Annotated in this window: 13 protein-coding genes; 10 read left to right on the top strand and 3 right to left on the bottom strand. The window is 68.2% G+C overall.

Annotated features, from left to right (window positions below; all coding sequences use genetic code 11):
• Position 1 precedes the first annotated feature (1 nt).
• The 5 genes from HMPREF9710_RS13505 to HMPREF9710_RS13485 all read left to right on the top strand — a co-directional run bounded on the left by HMPREF9710_RS13505 (position 2) and on the right by HMPREF9710_RS13485 (position 4,777).
• Positions 2-1,594, top strand: a complete 1,593-nt coding sequence (locus HMPREF9710_RS13505; RefSeq protein ID WP_005667169.1) for a sensor histidine kinase — start codon at positions 2-4, stop codon at positions 1,592-1,594.
• Positions 1,595-1,712: 118 nt separating this feature from the next.
• A complete protein-coding gene (locus tag HMPREF9710_RS13500) occupies positions 1,713-2,405 on the top strand; it encodes a response regulator (RefSeq protein WP_005667167.1) in 693 nt (230 codons plus the stop codon).
• 34 nt (positions 2,406-2,439) lie between these two features.
• A complete protein-coding gene (locus HMPREF9710_RS13495) occupies positions 2,440-4,017 on the top strand; it encodes a sensor histidine kinase (RefSeq protein WP_005667166.1) in 1,578 nt (525 codons plus the stop codon).
• Positions 4,014-4,379 (top strand): response regulator transcription factor, encoded by a 366-nt coding sequence (locus tag HMPREF9710_RS13490; protein WP_005667165.1) that lies wholly within the window; start codon positions 4,014-4,016, stop codon positions 4,377-4,379. The genes HMPREF9710_RS13495 and HMPREF9710_RS13490 overlap by 4 nt, the downstream gene beginning before the upstream one ends.
• A gap of 35 nt (positions 4,380-4,414) precedes the next feature.
• A complete protein-coding gene (locus tag HMPREF9710_RS13485; protein WP_005667164.1) occupies positions 4,415-4,777 on the top strand; it encodes a VOC family protein in 363 nt (120 codons plus the stop codon).
• 8 nt (positions 4,778-4,785) lie between these two features.
• On the opposite strand, the gene HMPREF9710_RS13480 is transcribed toward HMPREF9710_RS13485, so the two are convergent.
• Positions 4,786-7,038, bottom strand: a complete 2,253-nt coding sequence (locus HMPREF9710_RS13480; protein WP_229409794.1) for a sensor histidine kinase — start codon at positions 7,036-7,038, stop codon at positions 4,786-4,788.
• A 404-nt stretch (positions 7,039-7,442) separates the two neighbouring features.
• On the opposite strand from HMPREF9710_RS13480, the gene HMPREF9710_RS13475 reads away from it, so the two are divergent.
• From HMPREF9710_RS13475 to HMPREF9710_RS13455, 5 genes are all read left to right on the top strand, one after another.
• Complete coding sequence (locus HMPREF9710_RS13475) at positions 7,443-8,324, top strand: alpha/beta fold hydrolase (RefSeq protein ID WP_229409793.1); 882 nt, start codon at positions 7,443-7,445, stop codon at positions 8,322-8,324.
• Between the two features lie 279 nt (positions 8,325-8,603).
• Positions 8,604-9,824 carry an efflux RND transporter periplasmic adaptor subunit gene (locus HMPREF9710_RS13470; RefSeq protein WP_005667161.1) on the top strand — a complete coding sequence of 407 codons (1,221 nt, stop codon included), beginning with the start codon at positions 8,604-8,606 and terminating at the stop codon, positions 9,822-9,824.
• 6 nt (positions 9,825-9,830) lie between these two features.
• Positions 9,831-13,019 carry an efflux RND transporter permease subunit gene (locus HMPREF9710_RS13465; RefSeq protein ID WP_005667159.1) on the top strand — a complete coding sequence of 1,063 codons (3,189 nt, stop codon included), beginning with the start codon at positions 9,831-9,833 and terminating at the stop codon, positions 13,017-13,019.
• Between the two features lie 7 nt (positions 13,020-13,026).
• Positions 13,027-13,707, top strand: coding sequence for a response regulator transcription factor (locus HMPREF9710_RS13460; protein WP_005667157.1), 681 nt, complete (start codon positions 13,027-13,029; stop codon positions 13,705-13,707).
• Positions 13,708-13,717: 10 nt separating this feature from the next.
• Positions 13,718-15,100, top strand: coding sequence for a sensor histidine kinase (locus HMPREF9710_RS13455; RefSeq protein ID WP_005667156.1), 1,383 nt, complete (start codon positions 13,718-13,720; stop codon positions 15,098-15,100).
• 4 nt (positions 15,101-15,104) lie between these two features.
• On the opposite strand, the gene HMPREF9710_RS13450 is transcribed toward HMPREF9710_RS13455, so the two are convergent.
• The gene (locus HMPREF9710_RS13450; RefSeq protein ID WP_005667155.1) at positions 15,105-16,235 is read right to left on the bottom strand and encodes an amidohydrolase family protein; all 1,131 of its coding nucleotides are present in this window, start codon (positions 16,233-16,235) and stop codon (positions 15,105-15,107) included.
• Positions 16,232-16,459, bottom strand: a complete 228-nt coding sequence (locus HMPREF9710_RS26590; RefSeq protein WP_005667154.1) for a hypothetical protein — start codon at positions 16,457-16,459, stop codon at positions 16,232-16,234. The genes HMPREF9710_RS13450 and HMPREF9710_RS26590 overlap by 4 nt, the downstream gene beginning before the upstream one ends.
• Positions 16,460-17,045 lie beyond the last annotated feature (586 nt).

The following is a 17,045-nucleotide window of genomic DNA, read 5'->3' as shown; positions in this document are numbered from 1 at the left end:
AATGCGACACGAGCCGCACAAGACCGTTCGTACCGCCTTGCCCGATCCCCAGCCCGACGCCGCGCGCGTGCGGGCCTTGCACGAGCTGCAACTGCTCGACACCCCGCCCGAGGAACGCTTCGACCGCATCACCCGCCTGGCCTGCCGCCTGCTGGGCGTGCCGATCTCGCTGGTCGCCCTGGTCGACGCCGAGCGCCAGTGGTTCAAGTCGCGGGTCGGCATCGAGATTGCCGAAACCTCGCGCGCCGCCTCGTTCTGCACCCACACCATCCAGCACGCCGACGGCCTGGTGATCGAGGATGCCCGGCAAGACCCGCGCTTCGCCGCCAATCCCTTCGTGCTGGGCGAGCCGCGCGTGCGCTTCTATGCCGGCATCCCGCTGGCCGCGCCCGACGGCAGCCGGATCGGCGCCCTGTGCGTGATCGACAGCCAGGCGCGCCAGTTCGACCAGGACCAGATGGCGACCCTGCGCGACCTGGCGGCGATCGCCGGCGACGAGCTGCGCGCGCGCCCGGCCGGACGCCCGGCGCCCGAAGGCTGGGAAAAAGCCCTGGTCGCCCACTTGCCGGACGGAATCCTGATGCTCAACGTCCATGGCGTGATCGTCGCCGCCAACCCGGCCGCCGAAAAGATCTTCGGCGCCAGCGGCGCCATGCTGGCCGGCCGCCCGCTGGCCGAACTGCTCGACGAAGACCTGGTGAGCCGGCGTCGCGCCGGCCTGCTGGTCGAGGGCGCCCCCTATGAGACCGGGGCCAGGCGCCTGGACGGCAGCCGCTTCCCGGTCGAGTTCTCGTATTGCCGCATGGCCTGGGCCGCGCGGCCGAAATTCGCCGTCACGGTGCGCGACATCACCCAGCGCCGCGCCCAGGAAGAACGCGCACGCGCCACCGACGCGCGCCGGCGCCACCACTTCGCCACCGCCACCCATGAGCTGCGCACTCCGATGTCGAGCGTGCTGGGCTTTTCCGAGCTGTTGCTCAAGCGCGACTTCGACGCCGCCACCCAGCGCGAGCTGGTCGAGATCATCCACCGCGAGTCGGCGCGCCTGGTCGACCTGGTCAACCAGTTGCTCGACCTGGCGCGCATCGAGGCCGGCGGCGCAGCCGAGCTCAAGCTCTCCGCGGTCGCGCTGCCGGCGCTGGTGGAGCAGACCCTGGCCAGCCTGGAAGGCCTGGGCCAGGCGCACAGGGTGCGCACCGACCTCGCGCCCGGCCTGCCGCCGCTGGCGGCCGACGCGCAAAAGATGCAGCAGGCGCTGACCAATATCGTCAGCAACAGCATCAAGTATTCCGCGCCCGCCACCCCGATCGCGATCAGGGCCTGGCTGGAACGGCGCGACGGGCGGTCCATGGTCGCGATCCGGGTGCGCGACCAGGGCCTGGGCATGACGCCCCAGCAGCAGGCCCAGGTGTTCGATGCCTTCTACCGGGTCGACCGCGAGTCCGGCGTGCCGGGCAGCGGCCTGGGCATGACCATCCTCAAGGAAATCGTCGACCTGCATGGCGGCCAGATCGTGCTCGAATCGCAGTTCGGCGTCGGCACCGAGGTCACATTGTACTTGCCTCCCGTCCTCACCGAAGAAGGAGTCGGCTGAGGCGGTTGTACCGCCCGCGCCACACCTGCCCCATCCTTCCTCGGTTTGCTCAGCGGTAATTCGGCCGGCCCGTGCTTTGTCCTTGACAGGCAAATGTGAAACGATAAAATCAGTAAATATGAAAACCGCCGATCAACGAGTTACCGAAGGACGTTCATTCGACCGGGCCGCCTACTGCACCACCAGGCAGGCCGCCGAGCGGATCGGCGTATCGCACCGCACGGTGCAGATGTGGGTCGAGAACGGCACCTTGCAGGCCTGGAAGACGGCGGGCGGCCACCGCCGCATCGCGCTCGACTCGGTCGCACGCCTGCTCGACGAACGGCGGGCCGCCCTGAGCGGCGCGAGCGCAGGGCCCCGGCCTGCGCCGCGATCTGCGCCGCGATCTGCGCCAATTCCGCGTCCGATCGTGCTGGACGGCGCATCCGGCGGCGCCGTGCGCAGCGTCCTGATCGTCGACGACGACGCCATGCTGCTGCGCCTGTATGAGCTGGAGATCTCGACCTGGGGCCTGGGCCTCGCGGTGCGCAAGGCCAGCAACGGCATCGAGGCGCTGGTGCGGATCGGCGAAGCGCGGCCCGACGTGCTGGTGAGCGACCTGCACATGCCGGGCCTGGACGGCTTCGGCATGATCCGCTCCCTGCGCGGCAATCCAGCCACCGCCAGCCTGCCGCTGGTGGTCGTCAGCGGCATGGACAAGCCGGCGGTGCTGGCCCTGGGCCTGCCCGAGGACGTCGCATTCCTGACCAAGCCGGCCCCGCTCGCGGCCCTGCGCGCCGCGGTCACCGCGCGGCTGCCGGCGACACCCTGAACCCGGTCGCACCCGCCACCGCAAGCTCAAGAAAATGAACGAGACGCCCCACCTTCCCGCTTCCCCGCCCGCCGACGAGGCGCGCCGCCTGCAGGTCTTGATCGACCTGGACCTGCTCGACTCGCCGCCCGACGAGCGCTTCGACCGCATCACGCGGCTGGCCGCGCGCCTGTTCGGCGTGCCGACCGCGCTGGTCAGCCTGATCGACGCCGAGCGCCAGTGGTTCAAGTCGCGCGTGGGCATGGCGCTGGAGCAGACGCCGCGCGCGGCCTCGTTCTGCGCCCACGCCATCCTGCAGGACGACGTGATGGTGGTGGCCGATGCCTGCAAGGACGCGCGCTTCGCCGACAGCGCGCTGGTGCGGGGAGAGAGCGCGGTGCGCTTCTATGCCGGCTCGCCGATCGACATCGGCGACGGCACGCGCATCGGCACCCTGTGCATCATCGACCGCGTGCCGCGCGAATTCGGCCCCGACGAACGCACCCTGCTGCGCGACCTGGCCGGCATCGTCGCCAATGAAGTCGCCGCCCTCGAACTGAAGGCCGTGGCCGAGCGCGAACGGCGCAATGCCCAGACCGTGCGCGCCCTGCTCGAACACCTGCCGGACGGCGTGCTGCTGTTCGACGCGGCCGGCACGATCCAGTCGTGCAACCCGGCCGCCGAACGCATGTTCGGCGCGCCTTGCAAAGTGCTGGCCGGGGTGCCGCCCAGCACCCTGATCGGCATCCAGCCCAAGCCGGTGGCGCGGCATGAAGGCAATGGCCGGCGCCCGGACGGCAGCATCTTCGCGGCCGAGGTCTCGATCGCCGAGATGACGCTCGACGGCCAGGGTTACCTGGTAGCCACGGTGCGCGACGTCGCCTGGCACCGCGCCGAGCAGGAGCGCGTGCGCGAGGCCAACCGGCGCCGCTACGAGTACTTCCGCACCGCCAGCCACGAGCTGCGCACGCCGATGGCCAGCATCCTGGGCTTTTCGGAATTGCTGCTCAAGCGCGACTTCGACGCCGCCACCGGCCGCGAGCTGATCGACATCATCCACCGCCAGGCCACGCGCCTGATCGGCCTGGTCAACCAGATGCTCGACCTGGCGCGCATCGATTCGGGCGGCTCGGACCAGATGCACCCGGGGCCGCTCGACCTGGCCCAGGTGCTGGAGCAAGTGAAAGCCGGGATCGAGGATGCGGCGCAGGCCCGCCGCATCGTCCTGCGGGCGGCGCCGGACCTGGCGCCGATCGTGGCCGACCCGCAGCGCGTGCAGCAGGCGCTGGCCAATATCGTGGCCAATGCCCTGGCCTATTCGGCGCCCGACAGCCAGGTCGAGATCGGCATCGGGCCCCAGGCGCGCGACGGCCGCCCGGGCGCCGCCGTGACCGTCAGCGACCGCGGCGTCGGCATGACGCCTGAACAGCGAACCCAGGTGTACGACGCCTTCTGGCGCGCCGGCGCCCTGCCCGACGTGCCGGGCAACGGCCTGGGGATGACCATCGTGCGCGAGATCGTGGCGGTCCACTGCGGCCTGGTGGAAATCGCCTCGAACCCCGGGGACGGCACCCGCGTGACCGTCTGGCTGCCGCGGGACGGCGTGCCCGCCGACCCGGAGGCCGCTCGATGACGCGCCGCATCCTCGTCGTCGACGACCAGCCCGACCTGCGCCTGTTGATCCGCCTGACCCTGCGCGCGCTGGGCGAGGTGAGCCAGGCGTCCAGCGCCGAGGCCGCGCTGGCCGAGCTGGCGCGCTGCGTGCCCGACCTCCTGATCCTGGACGTCTGGCTGGGCGAAGGCATCAGCGGCCTGGAACTGTGCCGCAAGCTGAAGGACGCGCCTGCGACCGCCGGCATGAAGATCATGCTGCTGTCGGCCTGCGGCCAGCAGAGCGACGTGGCGGCCGGCCTGGCCGCGGGGGCGGACTACTACATGGTCAAGCCCTTCAGTCCGGAGGCGCTGGTGGAGGCTGCCGCCGGCCTGCTCGCGTAGGGTCGACGGCTCCAATACTTTCAGGGAGACGCATCGTGGGCAACCAAGGCAACCACCACCAGATCGACAACATCGAATTCAACGTCGCCGACATCACCCGCAGCAAGGCCTTCTATGGCGAGGTGTTCGGCTGGTCCTTCGTCGACTATGGCCCCGGCTATACCGAGTTCCGCGACGGCCGCCTGGCCGGCGGCTTCACGACCGACGGGCCGGTGCGCGCGGGCGGCCCGCTGGTGATCCTGCACTCGAACGACCTGGAAGCGACCCAACGCCGGGTCGTCGACGCCGGCGCCCGCATCAGCAAGGACATTTTCTCGTTCCCCGGCGGACGGCGCTTCCATTTCATCGATCCGGACGGCTACGAGCTGGCCGTGTGGACGGCCGACGCCGGCGCCTGACACGGCCTTCAGGCCGCGAGCGCGCGCTCCGACACCCTCGAGGGCAGGTCGACGTGGAAGCACGTGCCGCCGCCCGCGCGGTCCTCGAACGACAGTTCGCCGCCATGCTCGACCATGATCTGGCGGCTGATCGCCAAGCCGAGCCCTGAACTGGTCTTGCGGTCCGAGCCCGGATCGGCCTGGGCGAAGCGCTGGAAGATGCGCGCGCGAAATTCCGGCGGGATGCCCGGCCCGCGATCGGCCACGCTGATGCGCAGGCCGCGGCTGCTGCGCGCCAGCGTGACCTCCACCGCGCCCTGGGGCGGCGAATACTTGAGCGCGTTCGACAGCAGGTTCATCAGCACCTGGGTGATGCGGTCGCGGTCGACCTCGGCCGGCTGCCGCTCCAGGCCCGCTTCGCAGCGGCTGCGCAGTTCGACCCCGGCATCCTGGGCCTGGACCCGCATCGCGCCGAGCGCGTCTTCCACGATCGGCATCAGAGGCTGGGGCCTGGGCACGGCCGACAGGCGGCCCGATTCGATCTTTTCCACGTCCAGCATATCGCTCACCAGACGCACCAGGCGTTCGCAGTGGCGGTGCGCGATCTCGACCAGTTCCTGGATCTCGCCATCGATCGTCCCGGCCGCGCCGCTCTTGAGCAGCGAAAGCGAGGCGCGCATCGAGGTCAGCGGCGTGCGCAGCTCGTGCGAGACGGTGGCCACCAGCTCGTTCTTCATCTGATCGACGCGCTTCCTGAGCGAGACATCGTGCAGGAAGATGCTGAAGAAGCTGCGCTCGCCGATGCCGGCGATGCCGGCCGTCATCTCGATCGCGAATTCCTCGCCCTGGCGCGTGCGCACGGTGCGCTCGACGCGCCGGTTCAGGGCGCCTGTGTGGCCGGTGGTGCGGAACTCGACGATGGCGCGCCGCAGCGAGTCGTGGTAGCGCTGCGGCAGCACCAGTTCGGCCAGCGGACGCCCGATCGCCTCGTGGCGGCGCCAGCCGAACATGCGCTCGGCCTGGGTATTCCAGTCGGTGACGACGCCGTCCAGGTCCATGCCGATGAAGGCGTCGTGGGCAGTCTCGATGATGGTGTTGATGTGCTGCGCGTTCTGCTGAACGATGGCGAGGGCACTCGCCAGCTCCTGGGTGCGCTCGGTCACCCGCTGTTCCAGCGTGTGGTTGAGTTCTTCCAGCTCGCGCCCGCGCCGCACCAGGTCGGCCAGCAGCGTGTTCAGCGCGCTCGACAGGCTGCGCACCTCGTCATACGAACGCTCGTCGGGCACTAGGGGCGCGGCGCCGCCGCGGCGGATGCGGTCGGCATAGGCCTGCAGGTTCTTGATCGGATGGGTGATCCAGTTCGCCACCAGCGCGCCGGCGGTCGAGAACAGCACCGCCAGCCCCACCCCGGTCCACAACGCGTACTGGCCGAGCCGGTGCACCGGCGCATAGGCATTGCCCGCCTCCTGGCGCAGCAGCACCGTCCAGCCCAGGCCGGGATAGTCGGCATAGCCGTCGGTCTGGCTGTAGCCGACCAGGTATTCCCTGTCATCCGACCAGCGCTCCAGCACGTAGCCGATGCCGCGCTCGGCGCGCGCGCGGCGCAGGCTGGCGGTGTCGATGGTCGTGCCCTGCAGGCCGGGCGGGCCCAGCAGCACCAGGCCCTTGGTATCGACGATCAGGGCGTCCACCCGACGCCCGGCCTGGATCGGCTCGATCACCGAGCGTTCGACGTCGTGCGCCCACTGCCATGACAGGTGGGCCCCCAGCACCGCGCGCGGCTGCCCATCGGGAGCCTCGATCGGAAACGCGACGTCGACAAAGCGCTGCGGCTCGCCATTCACTGAAGGCAATAGCTTGGCGAGCAGCAGCGCCTCGTGCACGTCGCCGATGTGGGTGCCGGCCAGCGCGTTGGCGAACCACGGCCGCGCCGCCACATTGGCGCCCTCGAGCAATCCGCGCGCGGCCACTTGCACCCGGCCGTCCACGGTGGCGATCCCCAGCCAGCTGTAATAGCCATAGCTGCGATGGGCGTCGTCGAGCATGCGGCGCTGCGATTCCAGCGTCGCATGCGGCCCCAGGTCGGCGATGCGCCGCGCCAGCAGCTTGACCTCGCGGTAGCGCTCATACATGCCGCGGTCGAGCTTGTCCGCGGCCTGCTGGGCCAGCTCGCCCAGGCCGAAGCCGATGCTTTCGCGCACATGGTCGCGCGCCTGGTTCTGGACCAGGGCGACCAGGATGATGGTGAGGACGGCGCACAGAACCGAGGTTGCGAGCGCCATGTAGCCTGCCAGTCCGCGGGGAAGCAGGGTGCGCGGCAGATTCCGGACAATTGGCATACGCATCAACGAGAACTTGTATGGGATATGTAACCGGTCGATTTTACGTGAATAGTTGCTCTACGAGAACTCGTGACAGGCCCTGTTCAATATCTTCCGTGGCCTGTTCGCCACGGCCGGATCAGTTTATTGACATTCTAGCTTGTCAGAAGTGCTAGCTCACCGGCAACACTGGTTTTGACCCGCAATTTCTTTCGGTAGCAGCCCGGGATTGACCAGGATTTCATGTGTCATCCCGGTGCACGATCGCCGCACCTGCTGCGGGTCGCTGCATGGCCCCGACTTGATCCGGTCGACACCGCTCGCTGGACAATACGGAACAATCGGTGTTGCCGGCGATTTCACCCATGGTCCCGGCGCTCCCACTCACCATGCCGAAAGGACACACGATGGCCACCTTCACCACCCGCGACGGCGTCGACATCTATTACAAGGATTGGGGCCGCGGCCGGCCGGTCGTGTTCTGCCACGGCTGGCCGCTGGGCGCCGACAGCTGGGAAGCGCAGATGCTGCACCTGTCGCACAACGGCTTCCGTACGATCGCACACGACCGGCGCGGACACATGCGCTCGAGCCAGCCGTGGGACGGCAACGATATGGACCATTACGCCGACGACCTGGCCCAGTTGCTCGAATTGCTCGACCTCAATGACGTCTGCCTGGTCGGCTTTTCGACCGGCGGCGGCGAGGTGGCGCGCTACGTCGGCCGCCATGGCACCGGCCGCATCGCCCGGCTGGCCCTGATCGGCGCCGTGCCGCCGCTGATGGTGCAGCGCCCCGACAACCCCGACGGCGTGCCGCGCGAGGTGTTCGACGCCATCCGCGCCGGCCAGCTCGAGAACCGCGCCCAGCTCTACCTCGACATCCCGTCCGGCCCCTTCTATGGCTTCAACCGGACGGGCGCGACGCCATCGCCGGGATTGATCCAGTCGTGGTTCCTGCAGGGAATGCTGGGCGGGCACAAGAATACCTACGATTCGATCGCGGCGTTTTCCGAGACCGACTTCCGCGACGACCTCAGGAAATTCGACAAGCCGACGCTGATCATCCACGGCGACGACGACCAGGTGGTCCCGATCGACGTCGGCGGCCGGGCTTCGGCGCGGCTGGTGCCGCACGCGACCTTCATCGCCTATGCCGGCGCGCCGCACGGCTTGACCGAGACGCACAAGGACCGGGTCAATGCCGACCTGCTGGCCTTCGCGCGCGGCGAAACCGTGGGCCACTAAGCTGGATACTCCCCCATGCCGGACCACGCAGGCAAGATACTCCCCTCCCTACTGCGGCGCGAGCGTGCAGGACGCGCCGCAGGTCGTGCGGTAAATTGCTATCGCTCAGCCGTTAGCGGCGCGACAAGAAAATCTATCGCTCATCCATGGCCATTCTGGCACACGGGAAGGCACATTAACTAAAATTAATCATTCGCACACCCCGTCTTAAGCCTGCGCCGGGCATGATCGAAGGTTGGGAAAATATCGCTCTCAACCTTGCAATCCGGATCCAACCACATGCCCTCGACCACTTCCTCGCGCCGGCGCCAGCCGGCCCTTGGCGCCGCCGCGCTGGCGGCGCTGCTGCTGTCCGCCTGCGCCAAAGACCCGAAACCCGTCGCGCCCGCCGTTCCGGAGGTGGCCGTCCTGACGATGAACACGTCCAACGTGGCGCTCAACATCGCCCTGCCGGGTCGCACCGCGCCCTTCCTGCTGGCCGAGGTCCGGGCCCGGGTCGACGGCATCGTGCAGGAGCGCCGCTTCAGGGAAGGGGCCGACGTCAAGTCGGGCGAGCCGCTGTACCTGATCGATCCGGCGCCCTACCGCGCCGCGCTGGCCAGCGCCGAGGCCGAGCTGCAGCGGGCCCAGGCCACCCTGGCCAGCAATACCTCCCAGCTCAAGCGCAACCAGGTGCTGGTGAAGGAAAACGCTGTCAGCAAGCAGGAATTCGAAAACGCGGAAGCCGCCCAGCTCGAAGCCGCGGCCGACGTCGCCGCCGCCAAAGCCGCCGTCGAGAGCGCCCGCATCAACCTGGGTTACACCAGCGTCAGCGCGCCGATCACCGGCCGCAGCAGCGTATCGGCGGTGACGCAAGGCGCTTACGTCCAGGGCAGCGCCGCCACCCTGATGACCACCATCCAGCAGATCGACCCGATGTACGTCGACCTGCAGCAATCGAGCGTCGACGGCCTGCTGCTGCGGCGCGAGATCGCCGCCGGGCGGGTGCGCATGGACGGCGCCAACGCCGCCAGGGTCAGCCTGACCCTGGAGGACGGCAGCACCTACGCTCGCAGCGGCACGCTCGAGTTTTCCGGCGTGACGGTCGACCAGGCCACCGGCGCGGTCACCCTGCGCGCGCGCTTCCCGAATCCCGACAAGCTGCTGCTGCCCGGCATGTTCGTGCGCGCCAGCGTCAGCCAGGGCGTGCGCCAGTCGGTGATGCGGGTGCCGGCGCCGGCCGTCTCGCGCACCCCGCAGGGCACCGCGACCGTCATGATCGTGGACCGCGAGAACAAGGCCCAGCTGCGCACCGTGCGCACCGGCGCCCTGGTCGACGGCTACTGGCTGATCGACGAAGGCCTGAAGGAAGGCGAACGCGTGGTGGTCAGCGGCACCCAGAAGCTGCGTTCCGGCACCGTGGTCAGGATCGGCGCGCCGTCGGCGCCCGCCAGCCAGGCGCCGGCGGCGCCGGCCACCGCCGCCGCCGGCACTGCCACGGCCGCAGCGCGCCAGGGATAAGCGACGATGCCAAAGTTCTTCATCCAGCGTCCGATCTTCGCGATCGTGATTTCCCTGTTGATCATGCTGGTCGGCGGGATCGCCCTGTTCAAGATGCCGGTCGAGCAGTATCCGCCGGTGTCGCCGCCGTCGGTGCAGATCCAGGCCACCTTCCCCGGCGCCTCGGCCGACACCATGCAGAACACCGTGGTCCAGGTGATCGAGCAGCAGATGACGGCGATCGACAACCTGCTCTACATGCAGTCGACCAGCGACGACACCGGCCGCTCGACCACCACCCTGACCTTCGCCGCCGGCACCGATCCCGACATCGCCCAGGTGCAGGTGCAGAACAAGCTGCAGACCGCGGTGCCGCGCCTGCCGAGCGAGGTGCAGCAGTCCGGCCTGCAGGTGACCAAGTCGACCTCGGACTTCCTGATGGTCGCCGCCTTCGTCTCGGACGACGACAGCATGACCAAGTTCGACATCGCCAACTACGTGGCCTCGAACATCCAGGATCCGCTCAGCCGCATCCCGGGCGTGGGCAGCATGAACCTGTTCGGCACCCAGTACGCGATGCGCGTCTGGCTCGACCCGGTCAAGCTGACCAGCTACCAACTGACCCCGCTCGACGTGGCCGACGCCATCCGCGCCCAGAACGTGCAGATCGCGGGCGGCGCGCTGGGCGGCCTGCCGGCCGTCCCCGGCCAGATGCTGAGCGCCACCATCAACCAGGCCACCATGCTGCGCACGCCCGACGAGTTCAAGCGCATCCTGCTCAAGGTGCAGCAGGACGGCTCGTCGGTGCGCATCGGCGACGTGGCGCGGGTCGCGCTGGGTCCCGAGAACTACAACGTCGACGTGCGCCTGAACGGCAAGTCGGCGTCGGGCCTGGGCATCCAGCTGGCGCCGAACGCGAATGCTCTCGAGACCGCGGAGCGGGTGCGTGCGCGCCTGGAAGAGCTGGGCCAGTTCTTCCCGCCCGGCCTGCGCACGGTCTACCCGAACGACGTCACCCCCTTCATCGAGGAATCGATCAGCGGCGTGGTGCATACCCTGATCGAGGGCATCGTGCTGGTGTTCCTGGTCATGTACCTGTTCCTGCAAAACTTCCGCGCCACCCTGATCCCGTCGATCACGGTGCCGGTGGTGCTGCTCGGCACCTTCGGCATCATGGCGGCGCTCGGCTTCACCGTGAATACGCTGTCGATGTTCGGCCTGGTGCTGTCGATCGGCCTCCTGGTCGACGACGCCATCGTGGTGGTCGAGAACGTCGAGCGCGTGATGCACGAGGACGGCCTGGGGCCGAAGGAAGCGACCATCAAGGCGATGGGCCAGATCACCAGCGCGCTGATCGGCGTGGCCCTGGTGCTGTCGGCGGTGTTCGTGCCGGTCGCCTTCTCGAGCGGCACGGTGGGCGCGATCTACCGCGAGTTCTCGCTGACGGTGGTGGCCTCGATGCTGCTGTCGGCCTTCATCGCGCTGACGCTCACGCCGGCCCTGTGCGCGACCATGCTCAAGCCGGTCGATCCGAACCACCATGAAAAGAAGGGCTTCTTCGGCTGGTTCAACCGCTCGTTCGACAACACGCGCGACCGCTACCTGGGCGGCGTATCGCGCATCCTGAAACGGCGCGCCCTGTGGATGGTGGTGTACCTGGTCATGGTCGGAATCGTGATCGCCCTGTTCCTGCGCCTGCCGGGCGGCTTCCTGCCCAAGGAAGACCAGGGCTTCATGTTCGTCCAGGTGCAGACCCCGGCCGGCAGCAGCCAGGAAATCACCGGCCGCGTGCTGGAAGAGATCAGCCAGTACCTGCTGAACGAAGAAAAGGCGGTGGTCGAGGCCACCTTCATGACCAACGGCGCCTCTCAGCCGCAGCGCGGCCAGAACCAGGGCCGCCTGTTCGTGCGCCTGCGGCCATGGGACGAGCGCAAGGGCGACGAGCTGGGGGTGTCGGCGCTGGCCAGCCGCATCAGCGCGCGCTACGCCAATTTCCAGGGCGCGGTGATCAATACCGTCGAACCGCCGTCGATCCGCGGCCTGGGCTCGGCCACCGGCTTCAACCTGCAGCTGCAGGACCGCGGCGGCCTGGGCCACGAGGCGCTGGGGCAGGCGCGCGACCGCCTGCTCGAGCTGGCCGCCAAGGACCAGCGGCTACAGCGCGTGCGCTTCTCGGGCCAGGCCGACAACGCCACCTACAAGATCGACATCGACCGCGAAAAGGCGGCGGCGCTGGGCGTCGACCTGACCCAGGTCGACCAGATCTTCTCGACCGCCTGGGGCTCGCGCTACATCAACAACTTCCTGGACACCGACAACCGCATCAAGCGCGTCTACATCCAGGCCGACGCCCAGTTCCGCATGAACCCGGACGACTTGCGCCACCTGTACGCGAGGAATGGCGACGGCGCGATGGTGCCCTTCTCGTCCTTCGCCACCGCGCGCTGGACCTGGGGCTCGCCAGCGATGGCGCGCTACAACGGCATCGAGTCGGCCGAGATCCAGGGCCAGCCGGCGCCGGGCTACAGCACCGGCGAAGCGATGGCCATCATGACCGAGCTGGTGGGCCAGTTGCCGCAGGGCATCGGCTACGAATGGAGCGGCATCTCGCTGCAGGAATCGCAGGCCGGCGCCCAGGCGCCGCTGCTGTACGCGCTGTCGATCCTGGTCGTGTTCCTGTGCCTGGCGGCGCTGTACGAAAGCTGGGCGATTCCGATCTCGGTGATCATGGTGGTGCCGATCGGCGTGCTGGGCGCGCTCGGCGCGGCGACCGCCTTCGGCATGGAAAACGACGTGTTCTTCCAGGTGGGCCTGTTGACCACCATCGGCCTGTCGGCCAAGAACGCGATCCTGATCGTCGAATTCGCGCGCGAGCTGCAGATGCAGGGCATGGGCCTGGTGGAGGCGGCGCTGGAAGCGTCCAAGGTGCGTCTGCGCCCGATCATCATGACCTCGATGGCCTTCATCCTGGGCGTGACGCCGCTGGCGATTTCGAGCGGCGCCGGTTCGGGCAGCCAGAACGCGCTGGGCATCGGCGTGATCGGCGGGATGATGACGGCGACCTTCCTGGCGACCTTCCTGATCCCGCTGTTCTACGTGCTGGTCGCGGGCCGCTCGAAGCCGCCGGTGGCCCACACGCCGCCGCCCGCGCCGGCGCACGCGCCGAAGGCCGAGGCCGAGGCCGAGGCAGCGGATACAATGCCGACTTCCCAATGAGACTGCCGTGAAACTGTTACTCGTCGAAGACAATGAACGCGTGGCCCGCTTCGTCAAGAAGGGGCTGACCGAGGCCGGCCATACGGTCGACCACGCCGACAATGGCCGCGACGGCATGTACCATGCCGTCAGCGAGCCCTACGACGCGATCGTCATGGACCGCATGCTGCCGGGCGGGATTGATGGCCTCGGCATCATCGAAGCCCTGCGCCAGCAGGGCAACCGGGTGCCGATCCTGATCCTCTCGGCGCTGGACGGCGTGGACGACCGCATCCGCGGCCTGCGCGCCGGCGGCGACGACTACCTGACGAAACCGTTCGCCTTCGGCGAGCTGCTGGCGCGGCTCGACGCCCTGCTGCGCCGCTCGCAGAGCCAGGCGGTGGAAACCGTGATGAGCCTGGGCGACCTGTCGGTCGACATGCTGGCGCACCGCGTCACGCGCGCCGGCCGCCCGGTGGCGCTGCAGCCGCGCGAGTTCAAGCTGCTCACTTACCTGCTGCGCCACGCCAACCAGGTGGTGACGCGCACCATGCTGCTCGAGAACGTGTGGGATTACCACTTCGACCCGCAGACCAACGTCATCGACGTCCATATCAGCAAGCTGCGCCAGAAGATCGACGCGGGCTTTGCGACGCCGCTGCTGCGCACCGTGCGCAACGCCGGCTACATGCTGACCGACCAGCCGTGAGACACGTCCTTTGAACCTGCGCCTGCCCAGCTTTTCCGCCCGCACCATCGCGATCGGCTACGCCGTCGTCACCCTGCTGGTGCTGGCGATGTTCGCCGCGCCGCTGTGGTTCGCCTGGCACAAGAACATCGGCGAGGTGCGCACCCAGCTGCTCAAGTCGGACGCCCGCCACCTGCGCAATCTGTTCGAGCGCCAGGGGCCGCCGGCGCTGGCGGCGGCGATCGACAGCCAGGTCCATGGCGTCAACGACGGCGTGCGCAAGATCATGCTGTTCGTGGCGCCCGACGGCGCCAAGCTGGCCGGCAACCTGCCGGAATGGCCCGAGGGCGTGCCCGAGCGCGACGGCCTGTGCCAGGTGACGATCCGGGTCGACGACAAGCCGCGCAACGTGGAGCTGGTGCGGGTGACGCTGGAAGACGGCTATTCTCTCCTGGTGGCCAGCAACCTCGATCGCTTCCAGCAGCTCGAGCGCCTGTTCGCCTATGGCCTGCTGGGCTGCGCGCTGGCGGTGCTGGTGGGGGCGGCGCTGGGCGGCGTCCTGATCCGGCGCGCGCTCCTGGGCCGGGTGCAGCGCATCAGCCAGACCACGGCCTCGATCATCGAAGGCAAGCTGTCGCACCGCCTGGTGGAGCCGCGCGACGGCGACGAGCTGCAGCAGCTGACCCGCACCGTGAACCGCATGCTGGACCAGATCGAGCACCTGGTGACCGGGGTGCAGGACGTCTCCAACGCGATCGCGCACGACCTGCGCACGCCGCTGTCGGAGCTGCGCGCGCGGCTCGAGGAACTGTCGGTGGCGCGTCCGCCGAGCGAAGAAGCCTTCGCCGAGATCGACGCCGCCATCGACGACGTCGATCGCGTGATGGGCATCTTCAACGCGCTGCTGAGGCTTAGCGAGATCGACAGCGGCAGCCGGCGCGGCGGTTTCGTCGAGGTCGACCTGGCCGCGCTGGGGGCCGAGGTCACCGAGTTCTATGGCCCGGTGGCCGAGCTGAAGGACATCGACCTGGGCTTCGACGCGCCCGAGGACTTGCGGGTGGTGGGCGACCCGGTGCTGCTGGCCCAGGCCCTGGGCAATATGGCCGACAACGCATTGAAATACGCGCCGGTGCGTGGCGCGATCGCGATCACCGCACGCCGCATCGACGCCGACCGGGTCGCGGTGGTGGTGGCCGACAACGGCCCGGGTATTCCGGAACACGAGCGCACGCGCGTGATCGAGCGCTTCTACCGGGTCGACGCCAGCCGCGGCACGCCGGGCGTGGGCCTGGGCCTGAGCGTGGTCTCGGCCGTCGCGCGCCTGCACGGCGGCAGCCTGACGCTGGAAGACAACCATCCGGGCCTGCGCGCCACCCTGCTGTTGCAGGCCAATCCGGCTGCGCAAACCTATTGAGGCTTTATCTGGAAGCAGCGCCTGCGCGTTCGAGGATGGCATCGATCGAGGCGCGCGCCTCTTGCATCACCCTGGGCACGTCGACGCCGAGCAGGCGGCCGCCGCGCTTGAGAACGACGCCGTCGACGATCACCGTGTCGACGTTGGCCGGCGTGGCCGAGTACACGATCAGGGCGTAGGGATCGGCATTGGCGGCCAGGGACATGTTCAGGGCGCCGGTATCGAGCAGGATCAGGTCGGCGCGCTTGCCGGGCGTGATCGAACCGATCTGGTCGTCCATGCCGATCGAACGCGCCGCCTCGATGGTCGCCAGTTCGAGGATGCGGCGCGGCGCGACCGCCGTTTCCTTTTTGGCGGCACCCGATTCGGTGAGCGCAAGCAGGCGCATATTGGCGAACAGGTCGGCGCTGCCCGCCAGCGCCGTGCCGTCGATGCCCAGGCCGATGCGACCCACGGCCGCGTAGTCGCTGAGGACGGTCAGGCCATAGCCGACGCGCTGCTCGGTGACCGGCGTCAGCGAGAGCGCGCTGCCGGCCTGTCGAAATGCCGCCAGCTCGGCGGGCGTGGCGCCGGTGGCGTGCACGATCTGCACGTCCTCCCCTAACAGGCCGCTGGCGGCCAGGGCGCCGTTGCGCTTGCCGCCGGAATGCACCGAGACCGGCAAACCGAGCTTGCGCGCGGCCGCGATCTCGCGGCGGCCGGTCGCGGCCACGTCGGCCTTGCCCTCCCCCACGCCGCGCCAGCCCAGCCCCAGCGTGACCCGCCCCGGCCGCGCCCGCGCCGCCGCGGCGGCGAGCAGGTCGAGGTCGACGCTCTCGGCCGGCCCCAGGTCGTCATGCGCGCCAGCGAGCAACCGGGCGCGGATGCCGCTTTGCAGCAACGCCTGTTCGGCCGCCTCGAGGTGCGCCGGGCTGCGCAAGTTGTGGAAGAAATCGACGGTGGTCGTGACGCCCGAGGCCAGAGTCTCGATGGCGCCGACATAGGTGCCGATGCGAACGTCGTCCGGCGTGTAGTGCCGCCCCAGTCGCTTCTTGAGCGCGAAATAGTCGGTGTCCGGCGTATTGCGAAACTGCCCGCGCGCCGCGCTCAGCCACAGGTGGTTATGGGTGTCGACCAGTCCCGGCAGCAGGATCATGCCGCGCGCATCGATCCGCTCGGCCCCGCCGCCTCGAGCTCGGGCCCGACAGCGACGATCCTCCCATCGCGCACCAGCACGTCGGCCTCGCGCCGGTCGCCCTGCTGCGGATCGAGGCTGACGACATGCGCATTCTGGATCAGCAAGGCCCGCTGCTGTCCCAAAGCGCCCTGGCACGACGCAAACAAGAAAGCGAGCACGACACAATGCAAGAGACGCGACATGGCAATTTCCAGGCAATGAGACTGCACCCATTCTACAAGCCAATACCGCCGAGCCGCGCGCGCTTACAAGCGCACTAATGAGGGTCAGAGTAAAATTGTTTGACAACTTCAGTAAATCAATTGGTCAATAATTCGACTCGGACCCTAATTATTGGGCAATATCTCTGGTCTAGCTGAGAAATCGATGTCGAACTGATCGGCAATCTAAGAAATTGCTCGATAAATCGACGCTGACCCTCATTATTCGCGCCCTATTGAACGCCATTTTTATTGCAAACGCAGAACTAATTAGAATGGAGAACGATATTCATCGCCGATAGCGCTCGCACGGGCCAAAAATAAAGAGGGTCAGTGTCGAATTGTTTGCCAATTTTTGAAAATCAATTGGCTAATAATTCGACTCTGACCCTCTTTATTTCGCTGCCTGATTACAGACAGCTGCTCATTGAGAATAGCTGCCGATCAAGCGGAGAAATTGCTCAATAATTCTACTCTCGTATATTGAAGGTGCCGCGGCGGAGCTGGTCTATGATGGCGACGAAGCGGTCGGGCGGAGTGATGCCGAACGACTCGAGTGCCGTTGAGC

Source organism: Massilia timonae CCUG 45783, from assembly GCF_000315425.1.
Lineage (GTDB): Bacteria > Pseudomonadota > Gammaproteobacteria > Burkholderiales > Burkholderiaceae_D > Telluria > Telluria timonae.
The sequence above is the reverse complement of the archived record's forward strand: the minus strand, read 5'-3'. Positions and strand labels throughout refer to the sequence as shown.

Coding starts and splice junctions, on each gene's coding strand:
- HMPREF9710_RS13465 (WP_005667159.1), top strand. CDS start 9,831: ATGCCAAAGTTCTTCATCCAGCGTCCGATCTTCGCGATCGTGATTTCC.
- HMPREF9710_RS13490 (WP_005667165.1), top strand. CDS start 4,014: ATGACGCGCCGCATCCTCGTCGTCGACGACCAGCCCGACCTGCGCCTG.
- HMPREF9710_RS13500 (WP_005667167.1), top strand. CDS start 1,713: ATGAAAACCGCCGATCAACGAGTTACCGAAGGACGTTCATTCGACCGG.
- HMPREF9710_RS13470 (WP_005667161.1), top strand. CDS start 8,604: ATGCCCTCGACCACTTCCTCGCGCCGGCGCCAGCCGGCCCTTGGCGCC.
- HMPREF9710_RS26590 (WP_005667154.1), bottom strand. CDS start 16,459: ATGTCGCGTCTCTTGCATTGTGTCGTGCTCGCTTTCTTGTTTGCGTCG.
- HMPREF9710_RS13475 (WP_229409793.1), top strand. CDS start 7,443: ATGGTCCCGGCGCTCCCACTCACCATGCCGAAAGGACACACGATGGCC.
- HMPREF9710_RS13495 (WP_005667166.1), top strand. CDS start 2,440: ATGAACGAGACGCCCCACCTTCCCGCTTCCCCGCCCGCCGACGAGGCG.
- HMPREF9710_RS13450 (WP_005667155.1), bottom strand. CDS start 16,235: ATGATCCTGCTGCCGGGACTGGTCGACACCCATAACCACCTGTGGCTG.
- HMPREF9710_RS13480 (WP_229409794.1), bottom strand. CDS start 7,038: ATGGCGCTCGCAACCTCGGTTCTGTGCGCCGTCCTCACCATCATCCTG.
- HMPREF9710_RS13505 (WP_005667169.1), top strand. CDS start 2: ATGCGACACGAGCCGCACAAGACCGTTCGTACCGCCTTGCCCGATCCC.